Raw genomic sequence first — 14,846 nt, 5'->3', positions numbered from 1 at the left:
TCCCATGTCCACCCGTTCCCGCGCAGCGTGGCGCGGCCTGCTGATCGCCGGCATCGCCGCCGGCGCGCTGCTGCTGAGCGCCTGTTCCTCGCCCGCCACCGCCCCCACCGTCGCCTCCAGTGACGCCGCCGGCGGCGGCGTTCCGGCCGACGTCAGCGCCGCCGTCGCGGCCGCCTACGAAGGCACCTCCGGCCCTCTTCCCGACTCCTCGCCCGTCGTCTCACCGGGGCACCGGCTCTGGATCGTCTCGGCGTTCCAGCAGGTCCCGGGGCTCGCCTACCTCTCCGCCCAGCTGGGTGACGCGTCGACCGCACTGGGATGGAGCTCCAGCGTCTGCGACGGTCAGAACAACGCGAACGGTGCGTGGGCGACCTGCATCCGTCAGGGTGTCGCGTCGGGTGCCGACACGATCGTCCTCGTGAGCGTCGACTGCGCCCCCGTGGCACAGGCGCTCGCCGAGGCGAAGGCCGCGAAGATCGCGATCGCCGGGATCTCCTCCTTCGACTGCTCCGACCCGAGCCAGGGCGGCGGTGAGGCGATGTTCGACACCCAGCTGCAGTACGGCGAGGGCATCGACGGCATCGCGGACTTCTTCGAGCAGAGCGGCAAGCTCCGCGCGGACTACGTCATCGAGAAGACCGGCGGGGCGGCCAAGGTGCTGCACGTCGAGTTCAAGGGCGTTGCGATCGGCGACTACATCTCGAAGGGCTTCACGGAGGAGCTCGCCGCCAAGTGCCCGGGCTGCGAGGTGGTGGGGACCGTCTCCATCACGCCCGCCGACATCGCCCAGATGCGCCAGAAGTTCGAGACCGGAATGCTGCAGGCCTCCGACGCGAACACGATCGTCGTCGACCTCGGCTTCATGCTCGCCGGAGGCATCCAGCAATCCCTCGTCGCCAGCAATGCGGGCGATGGTCGCGTCATCCTGGGCGGCGAGTGCACGCAGGACGAGATCGGCTACCTGCACGACGGGGGCGGCATCCAGGCCTGCATCGCGATCTCGAACGGGCGCGCCGCATGGTCGCTCGCCGATCAGCTGAACCGCTTCTTCAACGGCGAGGATGCCGTGAGCGACGGCATCGGCTGGACCCTCTTGGATGCGGCATCGCCCAACCTGCCGGCGGCCGGCCAGAACTACGACGGACCGCTCGACTACCGCGCGGGATACCAGGCGCTCTGGAAGCTCCCGTGACCGACGACGCATCCGGTGCCGGCGGGGGTCTTCCCGCCGGCGCCGCCGGCATCACCGACATTGCCGTTCGCCACGGCCGCCCCGGCGACGTGGTCCTCTGCGGCGAACGGCTGTCGAAGACGTACGCGACCCGCGTCGTGCACGAGGTCGATCTGGAGCTGTCGACCGGGCGGCTGCACGTTCTCGCCGGCGGCAACGGCTCGGGCAAGTCGACGCTGCTGAAGATGCTCGCAGGTGTCGTGACGGCGGATGCCGGGGGTACGGTCGTGCTCGGCGGACGCCGCATCGCGGCCGAGTCCTACTCGCCCCGCGCGGCCCGGGCGGGCGGACTCCGCTTCGTCCATCAGGACCTCGGGCTCGTGGATCAGCTCAGCATCGCCGAGAACTTCGCGCTCGAGGGCGGCTATCCGCGTCGGCTGCCGGGATGGATCGATGACCACCGTCTGCTCGAGCGCACGAGCGAGGATCTGCGCCGCGCGGGGCTCGCCTTCGACCCGCGTCTCCCCGTCGCCGCCCTCCGCCCCAGCGATCGCACGCTCGTCGCGATCGCGCGGGCACTGCGCGATGACCCGGATGCCGAGGCATCCGACGCGCCGTTGACGCTCATCCTCGATGAGCCGACCGCGAGCCTGCCGATCACCGAGGTCGACCGGCTGCTCGATCGGCTCGACACCCTTCGTGCCGCCGGGCACGGGATCGCGCTCGTCACCCACCGCCTCAGCGAGGTGATGCGGATCGCGGACGACGTGACCGTGCTCCGCGACGGACGCGTCGTCGGCACCGGGCCTCTCGGCGACTTCGACGAAGACCGCATCCTCGCTCTCATCGCCGGCCACGTCCCCGAGCGGCTGACCCGGCAGGAGCGCGACACGACCAGCGCGCCCGTCGTCCTCGGCGTCCGGGGACTGACCGCCGGAGCGCTCCGGGGGATCGACCTCGACGTGCACCGCGGCGAGATCGTCGGGGTCGCGGGGCTGGTCGGGTCCGGGCGCACCACACTGCTGCGCGCTCTGTTCGGCGATCTGCCGGCGGCGGGAGAGGTCTCGCTCGACGGCGCGCCTATCCGCATCCGCACCGCGGGGGATGCCGTGGCCCACCGCTTCGCCCTCGTGCCCGAAGACCGCACGCGCGAGGCCGCGTACCTCGACGCCTCCGTCTGGGAGAACCTGTCGGCCGCGAGCCTGGCGCAGTACCGCACGAGGCTCGGCGTCTCGGCGCGCCGCGAACGCCGAGCGGCTCCCGCGCTGATCTCCCGGTTCCGCGTGCGCACGCCGTCGGTGGAAGCACCCCTCGCGGCGCTCTCCGGCGGCAATCAGCAGAAGGTGGTCCTGGCCCGCTGGCTGCAGACCGAACCGCGAGTGCTGCTGCTGGACGAACCGACCCAGGGCGTCGACGCGGTCGCGCGCGACGACATCCATCGCACGGTGCGCGACACCGTGGACCGGGGCGCCTGCGCGGTCGTCGTCTCCAGCGACGTGGAGGAGCTCGAGCAGCTCTGCGATCGCGTCATCGTCCTGCACGGCGGCCGGCTCGTGCAGACCATCACCGGCACCCGCGTGCGCAGAGACATCCTGACCGCCGCCATCCAGCAAGAGAACCGAGTCGCCTGATGACCACCTCCGCCTTGCCGTCGCCCCTCCCTCGTTTCGCGCTCGGGGCCGTCGTCGAACGATTCGGCCTGCTGATCCTCGTCATCGCGATGGTCGTGCTGTTCTCGGCGCTGCCCACCTCCGGCCCCGCGTTCCGCAGCGTCCTGAACGTGCAGACCCTCGTCGCGAACCAGGGCGTCGGGCTCGTGGTGGCGATCGCGCTGCTGTTCCCCCTCGCCGCCGGCTACTTCGACTTCTCGGTCGGAGCGGTCGCCTCCGCGAGCTGTCTCGTCACCGCCGCCTGCACCGCCACTTACGGGCTGCCGCTGTGGGTCGGGATCCTCCTCGCCCTCGTCTTCGGCGTCGGAGTCGGGGCCGGCCTCGGGTGGATGGTCGCGTACCTGGAGGTGAACCCGTTCATCTCGACGCTCGGGGCGGCCACCCTCCTCGGCGGAGCGATCTTCGCGTACACGGGCGGCCTCCAGATCACGAGCGGCATCCCCCGCGAGCTCACGGCGGTCGGCTCGGGGCAGGTGTGGGGCGTGCCGACGATCGCACTGGTCGCCGCGCTCATCGCCCTCGTGGCCTGGTGGCTCATGTCCCGCACGATCTTCGGCCGCCGGCTGTACGCGGTCGGCGCGAACCCGCGTGCGACCCAGCTTCTCGGCGTCGACGTGCGTCGAATCCAGTTCCTCTCGTTCGTCGCCTCCGGAACGGTCGCCGCACTGGCCGGCGTGCTGCTGCTGGCGCGGCAGGGCGCGGCGACGTCCGACAGCGGCATGACGATGCTCTTTCCCGCGCTGACGGCGGTGCTCCTCGGCACGATCGTCATCCACGTGGGACGGCCCTCCGTCCCCGGGACGATCATCGGGTTGCTCTTCGTCGCGGTGCTCGTCAGCGGCCTCACGCTCGTGGGCGCGCCCGCGTGGGTCGGCCAGGTGTTCAATGGTGCGGCGCTCCTGATCGCGGTAGCCTTCGCGAGACTCGCGCGAGCGCGTGGAAGGGCCGCGCGGCGCTGAAGGAGGCTGCGGTGAGCACGGCGGATGCAGGGGGCGTCGCCCGTTCCGAGCGGCTGCTGTTCGGCTGGCTCCAGTCCGGCGGCGAGAGCTTCGACCGCGCCGTCGACACCAGCGACGCGATCATCGTCTCGACCCTCGACGGGAGCGAGCCGCAGATGGGCCCCCGTCAGCAGCTCGGCATGCTGGAGATCGCCATGATCACCTCGCAGGGCGTCGACGTCGAGCCCTTGCCCACCGCGCGTCAGTGGCGGGGCGTCGTGCTGGGCTATCTCGTGGCCGGCTCCCTGCGGGTGTCCCAGGAAGGTCGCGCGGTGGACCTCGAGGCGGGTGACTTCGTGCTCTACACGAGCGCTCAGCGCTACCGCATCACGTCGCCGGGGTATCACGAGTACCTCGTCGTCCGCATCCCCACCTCGTCGATCGCCCTTCGGTACAGCATGTTCACCGACGTGGTCGCCACCGACCTCTCCGACGTTCCGTCCGCCCCTTTCCTGCGTGCCGCGCTCGCGAGTCTCGCCACCCCCGGATTCCGGCCGAGTCTCGCGGCGGGGGCGCACATCGCCGACGCGCTCGTCGCCGCGGCCCATGCCGTCGTCGCGGACGCGCGCCGCCCGGGATCGGCGACGGTCATGTCGCTGTTCCACACGTTCCTGCTGTGGATCGAGGAGCACCTCACCGAAGACGAGGTCTCGGCGGATGCGATCGCCGGAGCCCACTTCCTGTCCACGCGCTATGTGCGACGCGTGTTCGCCGCACACGGCGCAACCGTGTCGGCCGTGGTCCGGCAGCGCCGACTGGAGCACATCCGCACCGAGCTCCTCGATCCCCAGCAGGTGCGGGTGCCGATCGGCGAGATCGCCTCACGGTGGGGCATGCGGGATGCCGCGGTGTTCAGCCGGACCTTCACGCAGCAGTTCGGGGTGTCCCCGCGCCGCTACCGCGCGCTGCATCTGCATCAGGGCGAAGTGCGGCTCGCGTCGGCGTGAGCAGGGCATCACGCCGACGGCGAACACGGGCATACCGGCATCCATCGCTCGTTAGCCTCTACGTAGATGCCAGAAGTCTCGGCATCCGGAGGAGCTGACATGTTCGAGAGATTCACCGACCGCGCCCGTCGCGTCGTCGTCCTCGCCCAAGAAGAGGCGAAGATGCTCAACCACAACTACATCGGGACCGAGCACATCCTGCTGGGCCTGATCCACGAGGGCGAGGGTGTCGCGGCCAAGGCGCTGGAGAGCCTCGGGATCTCTCTCGACGCCGTGCGCGAGCAGGTCCAGGACATCATCGGCCAGGGCCAGCAGCAGCCGACCGGCCACATCCCCTTCACGCCGCGCGCCAAGAAGGTGCTCGAGCTGTCGCTGCGCGAAGCGCTGCAGCTCGGCCACAACTACATCGGCACCGAGCACATCCTCCTCGGCCTCATCCGCGAGGGCGAGGGCGTCGCCGCTCAGGTGCTCGTCAAGCTCGGCGCCGACCTCAACAAGGTGCGTCAGCAGGTCATCCAGCTGCTCTCGGGCTACCAGGGCAAGGAGCCCGCGGGCGTCGCGGCCGGTGCCGGTGAGCAGAACCAGCAGTCCGCCCAGGGGGGCTCTGCAGTGCTCGACCAGTTCGGCCGCAACCTCACGCAGGCCGCGCGCGACAACAAGCTCGACCCCGTGATCGGACGCGAGAAGGAGATCGAGCGCGTCATGCAGATCCTGTCGCGCCGTTCGAAGAACAACCCCGTTCTCATCGGTGAGCCGGGCGTCGGCAAGACCGCCGTCGTCGAGGGCCTCGCGCAGGCGATCGTCAAGAACGACGTCCCCGAGACGCTGAAGGACAAGCAGGTCTACTCGCTCGACCTCGGCTCGCTCATCGCCGGCTCCCGCTACCGCGGTGACTTCGAGGAGCGCCTGAAGAAGGTCACGAAGGAGATCCGCACGCGCGGTGACATCATCGTCTTCATCGACGAGATCCACACCCTCGTGGGTGCGGGCGCCGCCGAGGGCGCGATCGACGCGGCATCCATCTTGAAGCCGCTCCTCGCCCGCGGCGAGCTGCAGACGATCGGCGCGACGACCCTCGATGAGTACCGCAAGCACTTCGAGAAGGATGCCGCGCTGGAGCGCCGATTCCAGCCGATCCAGGTCGCCGAGCCGTCGCTGCCCCACGCGATCAACATCCTGAAGGGCCTGCGCGACCGCTACGAGGCGCACCACAAGGTGCAGATCACCGATGGCGCGATCGTCGCCGCCGCGAACCTCGCCGACCGCTACATCAGCGACCGGTTCCTGCCCGACAAGGCCATCGACCTGATCGACGAGGCCGGCGCGCGCCTGCGCCTGTCGATCCTCTCGAGCCCGCCCGAGCTGCGGGAGTTCGACGAGAAGATCGCCAAGGTCCGCGAGGACAAGGAGCTCGCCTCCGAGGAGCAGGACTTCGAGAAGGCCGCGAGCCTGCGCGACGAGGAGAAGTCCCTCCTCGCCGAGCGCCTGCGCCTGGAGAAGCAATGGCGAAGCGGCGACGTCGCGACCCACGCGGTCGTCGACGAGGGCCTGATCGCCGAGGTGCTCGCGCAGGCGACCGGCATCCCCGTCTTCAAGCTCACCGAGGAGGAGACCAGCCGTCTCGTCTTCATGGAGAAGGCGCTGCACCAGCGCGTCATCGGGCAGGAGGAGGCCATCGCGGCTCTCTCCCGCACGATCCGCCGTCAGCGCGCCGGGCTCAAGGACCCGAAGCGGCCCTCGGGCTCGTTCATCTTCGCGGGCCCCACGGGCGTCGGCAAGACCGAGCTCGCCAAGGCGCTCGCCGAGTTCCTCTTCGACGACGAGGGCGCGCTGATCTCCCTCGACATGTCGGAGTTCGGCGAGAAGCACACCGTTTCGCGGCTGTTCGGCGCCCCTCCCGGGTTCGTCGGCTTCGAAGAGGGCGGCCAGCTCACCGAGAAGGTGCGCCGCAAGCCGTTCTCGGTGGTGCTCTTCGACGAGATCGAGAAGGCCCACCCCGACATCTTCAACTCGCTGCTGCAGATCCTCGAAGAGGGTCGCCTGACCGACGGTCAGGGCCGCGTCATCGACTTCAAGAACACCGTCATCATCATGACGACCAACCTCGGTTCGCAGGCCATCGCCGGCGGCCCGGTCGGGTTCCAGGTCGAGGGCAACGCGCAGACGACGTACGAGCGGATGAAGGGCAAGGTCGACGAGGAGCTCAAGCGCCACTTCAAGCCCGAGTTCCTCAACCGCGTCGACGACGTCATCGTCTTCCCGCAGCTGAACAAGGACGAGCTCCGTCAGATCGTGGGCCTGTTCACGAAGCGTCTGAGCGAGCGTCTGCTGGACCGCGACATGACGGTCGAGCTGACGGACGCCGCGAAGGACCGCCTGATCGAGATCGGGTTCGACCCGACGCTCGGTGCCCGGCCCCTCCGCCGTGCGATGCAGCGCGAGGTCGAGGACCAGCTGTCCGAGCGGATCCTGCACGGCGAGCTCAACCCCGGCGACCACGTCAAGGTGGATGCCGAGGGCGGCAAGTTCCTCTTCGAGCACGGCCCGCGCGGTGAGCGCGTCGCCGTCGGCGTGGGAGCGGCCGGCGAGATCGAGGCCACGCCCGACATCGTCGCGGGCGGCTGATACCGGTCTGACGGAGAGGGGGCGGATGCTGCGGCATCCGCCCCCTCTCCGCGTCCCGAAAGCAGGCTGAACGGTGCGGTCAGGGTCCTTCGGGCACTCGGGCGGCGGTTTCAGCCTGCTTTCGGAACGCTCGCGCGACGCACGAGGTAGGCGTCGACGTCGTCCTCGGAGTCGAGGACGAAGCCCTGCCGCTCGTACAGGCGTCGAGCGGGGCTGCCCTGCAGAACGTTGATCCGCACGGTTCCGGACTGCTCGCCCAGCACCCGTCCCAGCACGGCGCCGCCGATGCCTCGACCCTGAGTGGCCGGGGCGAGATAGAAGTGCTCGATCCAGACACCATCGGCGGCCGGTCGGGCCGCAATGCTCCCTGCGTCGGCCCCGTCGATGACGATGATCCATGTGACGCGAGCGTCGAACGCGTCGAGGAATCGCTGCCGCACCCGCACAGGATCGAAGACTCCCAGGCGTTCGAGGTCCGGCCGCATCACCTCGGCTCGCAGTTCGGCGATCCACTCGGCATCCGCCGCCGTGCTCGCGCGCAGCGACCAGCTCACGCGTGCTCGCCCCGCGGCGCGACGTCGACCTGCACGCGTAGGGTCGAGCGCTTCGCCTTCGTGAAGATGATGCCCTTCACAGGGGAGACGTCGCCGTAGTCGCGTCCCCACGCGACCGTGACGTAGCGGTCGTTCGCCCACTGGTTGTTCGTCGGGTCGATCGCGAGCCACTGGCCCTCATCCGCGGCGTCGCCGGCGGCATCCACGTCTCCCGCGTCTCCCACGCGCGGCAGCCACACCGCCAGCCAGGCGTGCGAGGCATCCGCCCCGAAGACGCGCTCCTTGCCCGGTGCCGGCTCGGTCGCGAGATACCCGGAAACGTACCGTGCCGCGACGCCGTTGCCGCGGAGGCACGCGAGGGCGACATGCGCGAAGTCCTGGCAGACGCCCGCGCGCTTCCGCATCGCGTCGGCCACCGTCGATGTCACCGTCGTCGCGGTCTTGTCGTAGGTGAAGTCGCGGAAGATCCGTTGCATGAGGTCGGTCGCGGCCTCACCGAGGGGCCGGCCCGGCGTGAGCGACTCCGCGCCGTACGCCGTCGCCTCCGGCACGTGTCGCGCGCGCGTCGACTCGAGCGCGTACTCCGTCGCGCGCCAGGCACCCGGCACCTCCGGGTGCAGCAGCGGACGCGCGTGCTCCCACGGCTGTGCGAGAGCGGCCTGATCGTAGACGGGGTCATCCACCACCACCTCGCTCGACGAGGTGATCGTGAGCTCGGCGTGCGGATCGGTGACGTGGAAGTAGGTCGACGAGTTGCCGAAGTAGTCGCGGTCGGCCGAGAGGTCGCCCGGCTCGGGCGACACGATGACATCGGATGCCTCGACGCGCTGCCAGGGCAGGGGCCGCGGCACGAGGTGGAACTGCCCGACGCTGTCCTGGACGGGCTTGCTGTACGTGTACGCCGTGCGATGCCACACCCGGTAGGCCCTCATGCGCGGCTCTCCATCACTTCGATGAGCGACAGCTCCGAGAGGGGCACGGCGGGCGGCCCGCTCTCGAAGTGCAGATGGCGCACCGCGTCGGAGAGGCGCTCGAGCTGCTCCGTCACCTGCGCGAGGAAGTCGACGAGCACGTCCCGGCGGCCCTGGGTCGCGGCGCCGAGCGAGGACACATCGGCGGCCGCGAGCTCGGTCTCGAGGTGGTCGAGGAGGCGCTCCGCGCGCGTCGAGCCCGTCGAAGCCGGCATCGCGGCCAGGTGCGTGCGCAGCTCGTCGAGCGCGAAGCGCAGGGAGCGCGGGTTGCTGCGATCGAGCAGGAGGAGATCGAGGACGTCCGCCGCGCGCACCGATCCGCGATAGCGCCGGCGGTACGTGACGACGCTCTCGGAGGCGATCAGCACCGCCTCCAGGACGTTCCGCGCCGCACGCCCCTCGCGCCGCTCCGCGAAACCCGCCGTGAGAAGTTCGCACAGCTGCAGGCCCCGCTCGAGGTAGCGGCCCGCCTCGATCATGTGCCACCCGGTGTCGCGGATCATGTTCGCCGTCACGCCGTAGAGCGACAGCATCGCGGCGAGCATGCGCCCGCCCGATTCGGCCGTCCGGTGCGGGTGGGCGGAGCTGCGCAGCGCCCGCGTCGCCCGATCGATGTTCGCGAACACGCGCCACGTGTCACCCGACAGCTGATCGCGGACGCCCTCCATCGCCTCCCGCAGCCGGGCGACGCCGTGCGCCGCCGACCCCGGACGCGCGGCGTCGAGAAGGAGCGAGCGGAACTCCGCCTCGGGCTCGAGCGATCGCATGCCGGCGAGGCGCGCGAGGGCGTCCAGCAGCACGCGCGGACTCTCGGCGATGACGCCCGCCGCGTACGCGCCCGGCTGGTCGAGCTCGGCCTGCGCCGCGAGCAGCAGCCGCAGCAGGTCTTCCGTGCGTTCGGCGTACCGGCCGGTCCAGAACAGGTCGGCGTGGGCTCGGGGCGCGAGCGGGGGGGTCGAACGCGCCGTCGGCAGCGGGGCGATCTCGGTGAGATTCTGGTCGGGGTCCGTCTCGGCGCTCTTGAGCACCCACACGTCCTTCGCGCGCGGCGGCGCGTCGGGGTGCGCGCGCACGCTCGCGAGCCCGCCGACGAGCGGACGGTAGGCGGAACCGTAGCGGAGCGTGAAGGCGCGCAGCGTAAGCGGCTGCGATGCCGCGCGCGGCTGAGCGCCCGAGGCATCCCACACCGGCGTCTGCGAGAGGGGCAGCTGATCCTGGCCGACATAGCGGTGCGGTGCCGCGGCGATGCGCGCGGCGAGTTCGTCGATCGGCGTCGCGGTGACGGACCGGCGGGGTTCGTCGATCGCGCGGACGAGGAGTGTCGGATCGCCCGCCGCCAGACGGTCCAGGACCAGGGCGCGGGATGCCGCGTCGCCGCACCACCACGTCGGCGCGGACGGCAGTCGCAGCTGTTCGCCGAGCAGCAGCTCGCACGCGTCGGCGAGGTAGGGCATGAGCGCGGGGTTCTCGAGAACGCCCGCACCGAGCCCGTTGACGAGGCGCACGGTGCCGCGGCGGACCGCCTCGGTGAGCCCCGCGACGCCGAGGCGCGAGTCGCCGCGCAGCTCGAGCGGATCGCACCAGGCGGCATCCACCCGCCGGATGATGACGTCGATCCGATCGGTGGGCCGCTTGTCGGGCCAGCGCGCGGGCTTCATCCACACGTACCCGTCGCGCACGACGAGGTCGCTGCCCTGGACCAGCGGGAAGCCGAGCGCGTTCGCGAGGAACGCCTGATCGAACGCCGTCTCGCTCAGCGTGCCGGGGGAGAGGACGACGACGCGCGGGTCGTCGACGGTGTCGGCGACCGAGGTCAGCAGCGCCGCGCGCAGCGCCGCGAAGTACGGGTCGATGTGGTGGAGGGTGCTCTCCTGGAAGAGATCGGGGAGCACCTGTGAGATCACGCGCCGGTTCTCGGCGGCGAATCCGAGCCCGGAGGGCGCCTGCACGCGGTCGGCCAGCACGCGCCATTCGCCGTGCCCGTCGCGGCCGAGGTCGACGGCGGAGAGGAGCAGCGGATGCCGGTCGATCGCGCTCGTGCGGGCGAGGGGGCGGAGGAATCCGCTGTGCCCGAAGATCACCGCCGACGGCACGATGCGCTCGCGCAGGAGGCGCTGCTCGCCGTAGACGTCCACCAGGATCGCGTTCAGCAGTTCTGCGCGCTGGGCGAGTCCGATCTCCAGCGGCGCCCACGACGGCGCGTCGAGGACGAGCGGCATCGGATCGAGCTGCCAGGGCTGCGCCCCGCCGTCCGTGTCCGGATCGGCGCGGACGTACGAGACGCCGTCGTCGGCGAGGAAGCGCGTGATCTCGCCGTCGACGCGGAGCAGATCGTCGGCGGTGAGGGCGAGGGCGTGCTCGGCGAGCGCCTTCCATCCCGACCGCAGCGCGCCGCCCTCGTCGACGACCTCGTCGTAGCGCTGCTCGCCGGAACCCGCGAACGCGAGGGTCGGCTGCGACACGGATGCCGCGTAGTCGCGCAGCACGCTCACGGCGCCTCCCCTCGGCGAGAGCTGCGACGCGTCCGTGGCGGGTGCGCGGACGTCGCCGGCTCAGGCTCCAGCGTAGGGGTCGCGAGGGTGGGGACGGCGCAACGGCAATACAGTGGGTGCGTGACCGCCTTCACCGTCCGCGCCGCGCGCACCTCCGACGTGCGCGGCATCCTGGGCCTTCTCGATCCGTGGGTGCAGCGACGGATCCTCCTCGGCAAGGACGTCGTCACCGTCTACGAGGCCGTGCAGGAGTTCGTCGTCGCGGAGTCGGACGGCGAGCTCATCGGCTGCGGCGCGCTGCACGTCATGTGGGAGGACCTCGGTGAGATCCGCACGCTCATCGTCGCCGACGGCTGGCTCCATCACGGCGTGGGCGGCGCGGTCGTCGCGCACCTCGAGGAGAAGGCGCGCGCGCTCGGCCTGTCGCGGCTGTTCTGTCTGACGTTCGAAGTCGACTTCTTCTCTCGACGCGGCTTCGCGCCGATCGGCGAGCAGGTCGTCGACCCCGACGTGTACTCCCAACTGCTGCGCTCACCCGACGAGGGTGTCGCGGAGTTCCTCGACCTGGCGCATGTCAAACCGAACACGCTCGGCAACACCCGCATGCTCAAGCAGCTCTGACGGCGCGGGCCGCATAGCCTGGACGGGTGAGCACCCGTCGACCGACCGAGGCCGTGCGCCGTCGCCCGTCCGCCGCCGTGTATCGGCGACGACGCCTCGTCGCGGTGCTGATCGTCCTCGCGATCGTCATCGCCGTCGTCCTCGCGATCTGGCAGCCCTGGAAGGGCGCCGCCGGCGGGACGGGCGCGACCCCCGCGCCGACGGGGACCACGGCCAGCATCTCGCCGACCCCCTCGGCGACGACGCCCGCGGGTGAGGCGACGACCGCGCCCGCGGCCGACCCGGCACCCTCGGCATCCGGCACCGACCCCGCGATCCCCGCCTGCACGACGTCGGACATCTCGGTGCTGGCCGTCACCGACAAGGATTCGTACGGCGCGGGGGAGCAGCCCCAGCTCTCGATCTCGCTGTCCAACACCTCGAGCACGCCGTGCCTGATCAATGTCGGGACGGCGACGCAGGCGTTCGTCATCACGAGCGGGACGGACACGTGGTGGCGGTCGACCGACTGCCAGAGCGAGTCGAGCGACCAGGTGGTGCAGCTCGCCGCGGGGCAGACCGTCGGCAGCGTCACGCCGCTCGTATGGGATCGGACGCGCTCCTCGGTGGACACCTGCGATTCGACGTCGCGCCCCTCCGCCGCCGCCGGGTATTACCACCTGCAGGTGTCGATCGGCGGGATCGTCGGCGCGGACACCAAGATGTTCGAGCTCCAGTGATGCCGCGTCGGCGCCCGCACACGACATTCTGAGAGCATTCTCATCCGCCGTGACCCGCGAGCGGGCGACAGTCTGAATGCGGGTGCGTACGCTGGATGTAGCTCCTCGGCGGATTCCCCGCTGTCCCCAGCAGTGGTACCCGATGCCGCTCCCCAACGGCTCGATCTCATGGACGTCTGCTGAGTGAGCGTGGCCCTCTCGATCCTCCCAGTCCCCAATGTGGCGATCGAGAGGGCCCTCTCTTTTGCTTCTAGGCTGGATGCCATGGCCGGCAAGAAGCGCGCGAAACCGCCCCTGGAGTTCCGCAACACGCAGCTGGCCGACGCCCTGCAGACGCAGGACATGGCCGCGCTCGCCTTCGCGCTGCGGCACGGGCCGACGGTCGTGCCGCTCCTGCGCCCCGGTCAGCGCGACGACCCCCGCGACGGCGGCGAGGTCTGGACCTATCGCGACCCGAACACGGGTGATGTCGCGCTGCTGCTGTTCAGCGACGCGACCCACAAGCCCGCCGCTCTCCCGCCGGCGGTCGGCCTGCAGTCGCCCGGGTGGCTGCGAGCGTTCCTGGGCGTCCACGAGGCCGAGATCACCACGGTGTTCTTCGACATCGCGGGGCCGCATCCGATGCAGGCATCCCCGGCGGACCTCATCGCGGCGCTCGACGCCTGACCCGGCGGCGCTGCCCGCCTCAGAACGAGGGCTCGTCGCCGCGCGGGATCGGATGCAGGCGGGCGAGGTCGCGCAGCGCGCCGCGCAGGTCGGTGGATGCCGTGTCGACGACCGACCGGTAGCCGAGGCGCGCCGCCTCGGCGCGCCTCTGGTCGTGCTGCGTCACGGCGCGCACCTCGCCGGCGAGGCTCAGCTCGCCGATCGCGACGAGCTTCGCGGGGTTCGGTCGGTTCGAGACCGCGCTCGCGACGGCGAGGGCGATCGCGAGATCGGCGGCCGGCTCGACGAGGCGGACGCCGCCGACGGTCGAGACGTACACGTCCTGATCGGACACGCGGATGTTCGCACGCTTCTCGAGCACGGCGAGGATCATCGCGACGCGCGCGCCGTCCACGCCGCTCACGACACGACGCGGGTTCGGTCCCGACCCCGGCAGGGTCAGCGCCTGCACTTCGACAGGCAGGGCGCGCCGCCCCTCGAGCGCGACGGTGACGCACGTGCCCGGTTCGCGCGAACCGTGGCCGAGGAACAGCGCGCTCGGGTCGGGCACCTCGGCGATGCCGTGCTGCGTCTGCTCGAAGCAGCCGACCTCGTCGGTCGCGCCGAACCGGTTCTTCAGGGCCCGCACGAACCGCAGCGACGTCTGTCTGTCGCCCTCGAAGTGGCAGACGACGTCGACGAGGTGCTCGAGGATGCGGGGACCCGCGACCTGGCCGTCCTTCGTGACGTGGCCGACGAGGATGACGGGGAGGTTCCGCTCCTTCGCGACGCGGATGAGGGTGGATGCCACTTCGCGCACCTGGCTCGGGTGGCCGGCCGATCCGTCCACGAGGCTGGACGCGACCGTCTGCACCGAGTCGACGACGAGGAGCTCAGGGGCGGTCTCGTCGACGTGGCCGAGCACGGTCGCGAGGTCGGTCTCGCTCGCGAGATAGAGCTCGTCGTGCAGCGCGCCCGTCCGCTCGGCCCGCAGGCGCACCTGGCCGAGCGACTCCTCCGCGCTCACGTACAGCACCCGTCGGCCGGCCGCGGCCGTGCGCGCGGCGACCTCGAGCAGCAGCGTCGACTTGCCGACGCCCGGCTCGCCCGAGAGCAGGATCGCGGCGCCGGGGACGATGCCCCCGCCGAGCACGCGATCGAACTCGCCGACGCCGGTCGTGCGGCGCGGCGTCTCGCGCGTGTCGATCTCGGTGATGGGGCGTGCCGAGCGGGTCGGTGCGAGCGCGGCCACGGATGCCGCGGCGATGCCGGTCGGTGTCGCCGCTTCGACGACGGTGCCCCACTGCTGGCATTCGCCGCACCGGCCGACCCACTTGACGCTCGTCCAACCGCATTCGGTGCAGCGGTAGGCGAGCGTCGTCGCTGCGCGTTTGGATGCCATGGCTCCACGCTAGCCGCGGCTTCCGACATGG

The 14,846-nt window shown here is 71.0% G+C and carries 12 protein-coding genes; 8 read left to right on the top strand and 4 right to left on the bottom strand.

What is annotated here, in order from left to right; all coding sequences use genetic code 11:
- Positions 1-4: 4 nt before the first annotated feature.
- The 5 genes from J0I43_RS04760 (at position 5) to J0I43_RS04740 (ending at position 7,411) form a co-directional block, all read left to right on the top strand.
- Entirely contained in the window at positions 5-1,192 is a 1,188-nt protein-coding gene (locus tag J0I43_RS04760) for a substrate-binding domain-containing protein (RefSeq protein WP_292859853.1), read from the top strand.
- Complete coding sequence (locus J0I43_RS04755) at positions 1,189-2,802, top strand: sugar ABC transporter ATP-binding protein (protein WP_292859850.1); 1,614 nt, start codon at positions 1,189-1,191, stop codon at positions 2,800-2,802. Before J0I43_RS04760 ends, J0I43_RS04755 begins: the two co-directional genes overlap by 4 nt.
- The gene (locus J0I43_RS04750) at positions 2,802-3,800 is read left to right on the top strand and encodes an ABC transporter permease (protein WP_292859847.1); all 999 of its coding nucleotides are present in this window, start codon (positions 2,802-2,804) and stop codon (positions 3,798-3,800) included. Before J0I43_RS04755 ends, J0I43_RS04750 begins: the two co-directional genes overlap by 1 nt.
- Before the next feature lie 11 nt (positions 3,801-3,811).
- Entirely contained in the window at positions 3,812-4,786 is a 975-nt protein-coding gene (locus tag J0I43_RS04745) for an AraC family transcriptional regulator (protein ID WP_292859844.1), read from the top strand.
- A gap of 99 nt (positions 4,787-4,885) precedes the next feature.
- On the top strand, positions 4,886-7,411 hold the full coding sequence (locus J0I43_RS04740) for an ATP-dependent Clp protease ATP-binding subunit (RefSeq protein ID WP_292859841.1): 2,526 nt from the start codon (positions 4,886-4,888) through the stop codon (positions 7,409-7,411).
- A gap of 110 nt (positions 7,412-7,521) precedes the next feature.
- On the opposite strand, the gene J0I43_RS04735 is transcribed toward J0I43_RS04740, so the two are convergent.
- From J0I43_RS04735 to J0I43_RS04725, 3 genes are read right to left on the bottom strand one after another with little or no spacing between them, the layout of a single operon-like run.
- A complete protein-coding gene (locus J0I43_RS04735) occupies positions 7,522-7,965 on the bottom strand; it encodes a GNAT family N-acetyltransferase (RefSeq protein WP_292859838.1) in 444 nt (147 codons plus the stop codon).
- Positions 7,962-8,897, bottom strand: coding sequence for a transglutaminase family protein (locus tag J0I43_RS04730; RefSeq protein WP_292859835.1), 936 nt, complete (start codon positions 8,895-8,897; stop codon positions 7,962-7,964). The genes J0I43_RS04735 and J0I43_RS04730 overlap by 4 nt, the downstream gene beginning before the upstream one ends.
- Positions 8,894-11,428, bottom strand: a complete 2,535-nt coding sequence (locus J0I43_RS04725; RefSeq protein WP_292859832.1) for a circularly permuted type 2 ATP-grasp protein — start codon at positions 11,426-11,428, stop codon at positions 8,894-8,896. The genes J0I43_RS04730 and J0I43_RS04725 overlap by 4 nt, the downstream gene beginning before the upstream one ends.
- A 120-nt stretch (positions 11,429-11,548) precedes the next feature.
- Here J0I43_RS04725 and J0I43_RS04720 point away from each other — a divergent pair, with 120 nt between their 5' ends.
- The 3 genes from J0I43_RS04720 (at position 11,549) to J0I43_RS04710 (ending at position 13,434) form a co-directional block, all read left to right on the top strand.
- On the top strand, positions 11,549-12,049 hold the full coding sequence (locus tag J0I43_RS04720; protein ID WP_292859829.1) for an amino-acid N-acetyltransferase: 501 nt from the start codon (positions 11,549-11,551) through the stop codon (positions 12,047-12,049).
- A gap of 26 nt (positions 12,050-12,075) precedes the next feature.
- A complete protein-coding gene (locus J0I43_RS04715; RefSeq protein ID WP_292859826.1) occupies positions 12,076-12,768 on the top strand; it encodes a hypothetical protein in 693 nt (230 codons plus the stop codon).
- Between the two features lie 264 nt (positions 12,769-13,032).
- Positions 13,033-13,434 carry a dehydrogenase gene (locus tag J0I43_RS04710; protein WP_292859823.1) on the top strand — a complete coding sequence of 134 codons (402 nt, stop codon included), beginning with the start codon at positions 13,033-13,035 and terminating at the stop codon, positions 13,432-13,434.
- A gap of 19 nt (positions 13,435-13,453) precedes the next feature.
- On the opposite strand, the gene radA is transcribed toward J0I43_RS04710, so the two are convergent.
- Positions 13,454-14,815 carry a DNA repair protein RadA gene (gene radA, locus J0I43_RS04705; protein WP_292859819.1) on the bottom strand — a complete coding sequence of 454 codons (1,362 nt, stop codon included), beginning with the start codon at positions 14,813-14,815 and terminating at the stop codon, positions 13,454-13,456.
- Between the last annotated feature and the right edge of the window lie 31 nt (positions 14,816-14,846).

The sequence above is a fragment of the Microbacterium sp. genome, from assembly GCF_017305435.1.
Taxonomy (GTDB): Bacteria; Actinomycetota; Actinomycetes; order Actinomycetales; family Microbacteriaceae; genus Microbacterium.
The sequence above is the reverse complement of the archived record's forward strand: the minus strand, read 5'-3'. Positions and strand labels throughout refer to the sequence as shown.

Bases quoted from the DNA above. Each gene is read 5' to 3' on its own strand.
- radA (WP_292859819.1), bottom strand. From the start codon at position 14,815: ATGGCATCCAAACGCGCAGCGACGACGCTCGCCTACCGCTGCACCGAA.
- J0I43_RS04740 (WP_292859841.1), top strand. From the start codon at position 4,886: ATGTTCGAGAGATTCACCGACCGCGCCCGTCGCGTCGTCGTCCTCGCC.
- J0I43_RS04710 (WP_292859823.1), top strand. From the start codon at position 13,033: ATGGCCGGCAAGAAGCGCGCGAAACCGCCCCTGGAGTTCCGCAACACG.
- J0I43_RS04760 (WP_292859853.1), top strand. From the start codon at position 5: ATGTCCACCCGTTCCCGCGCAGCGTGGCGCGGCCTGCTGATCGCCGGC.
- J0I43_RS04730 (WP_292859835.1), bottom strand. From the start codon at position 8,897: ATGAGGGCCTACCGGGTGTGGCATCGCACGGCGTACACGTACAGCAAG.
- J0I43_RS04750 (WP_292859847.1), top strand. From the start codon at position 2,802: ATGACCACCTCCGCCTTGCCGTCGCCCCTCCCTCGTTTCGCGCTCGGG.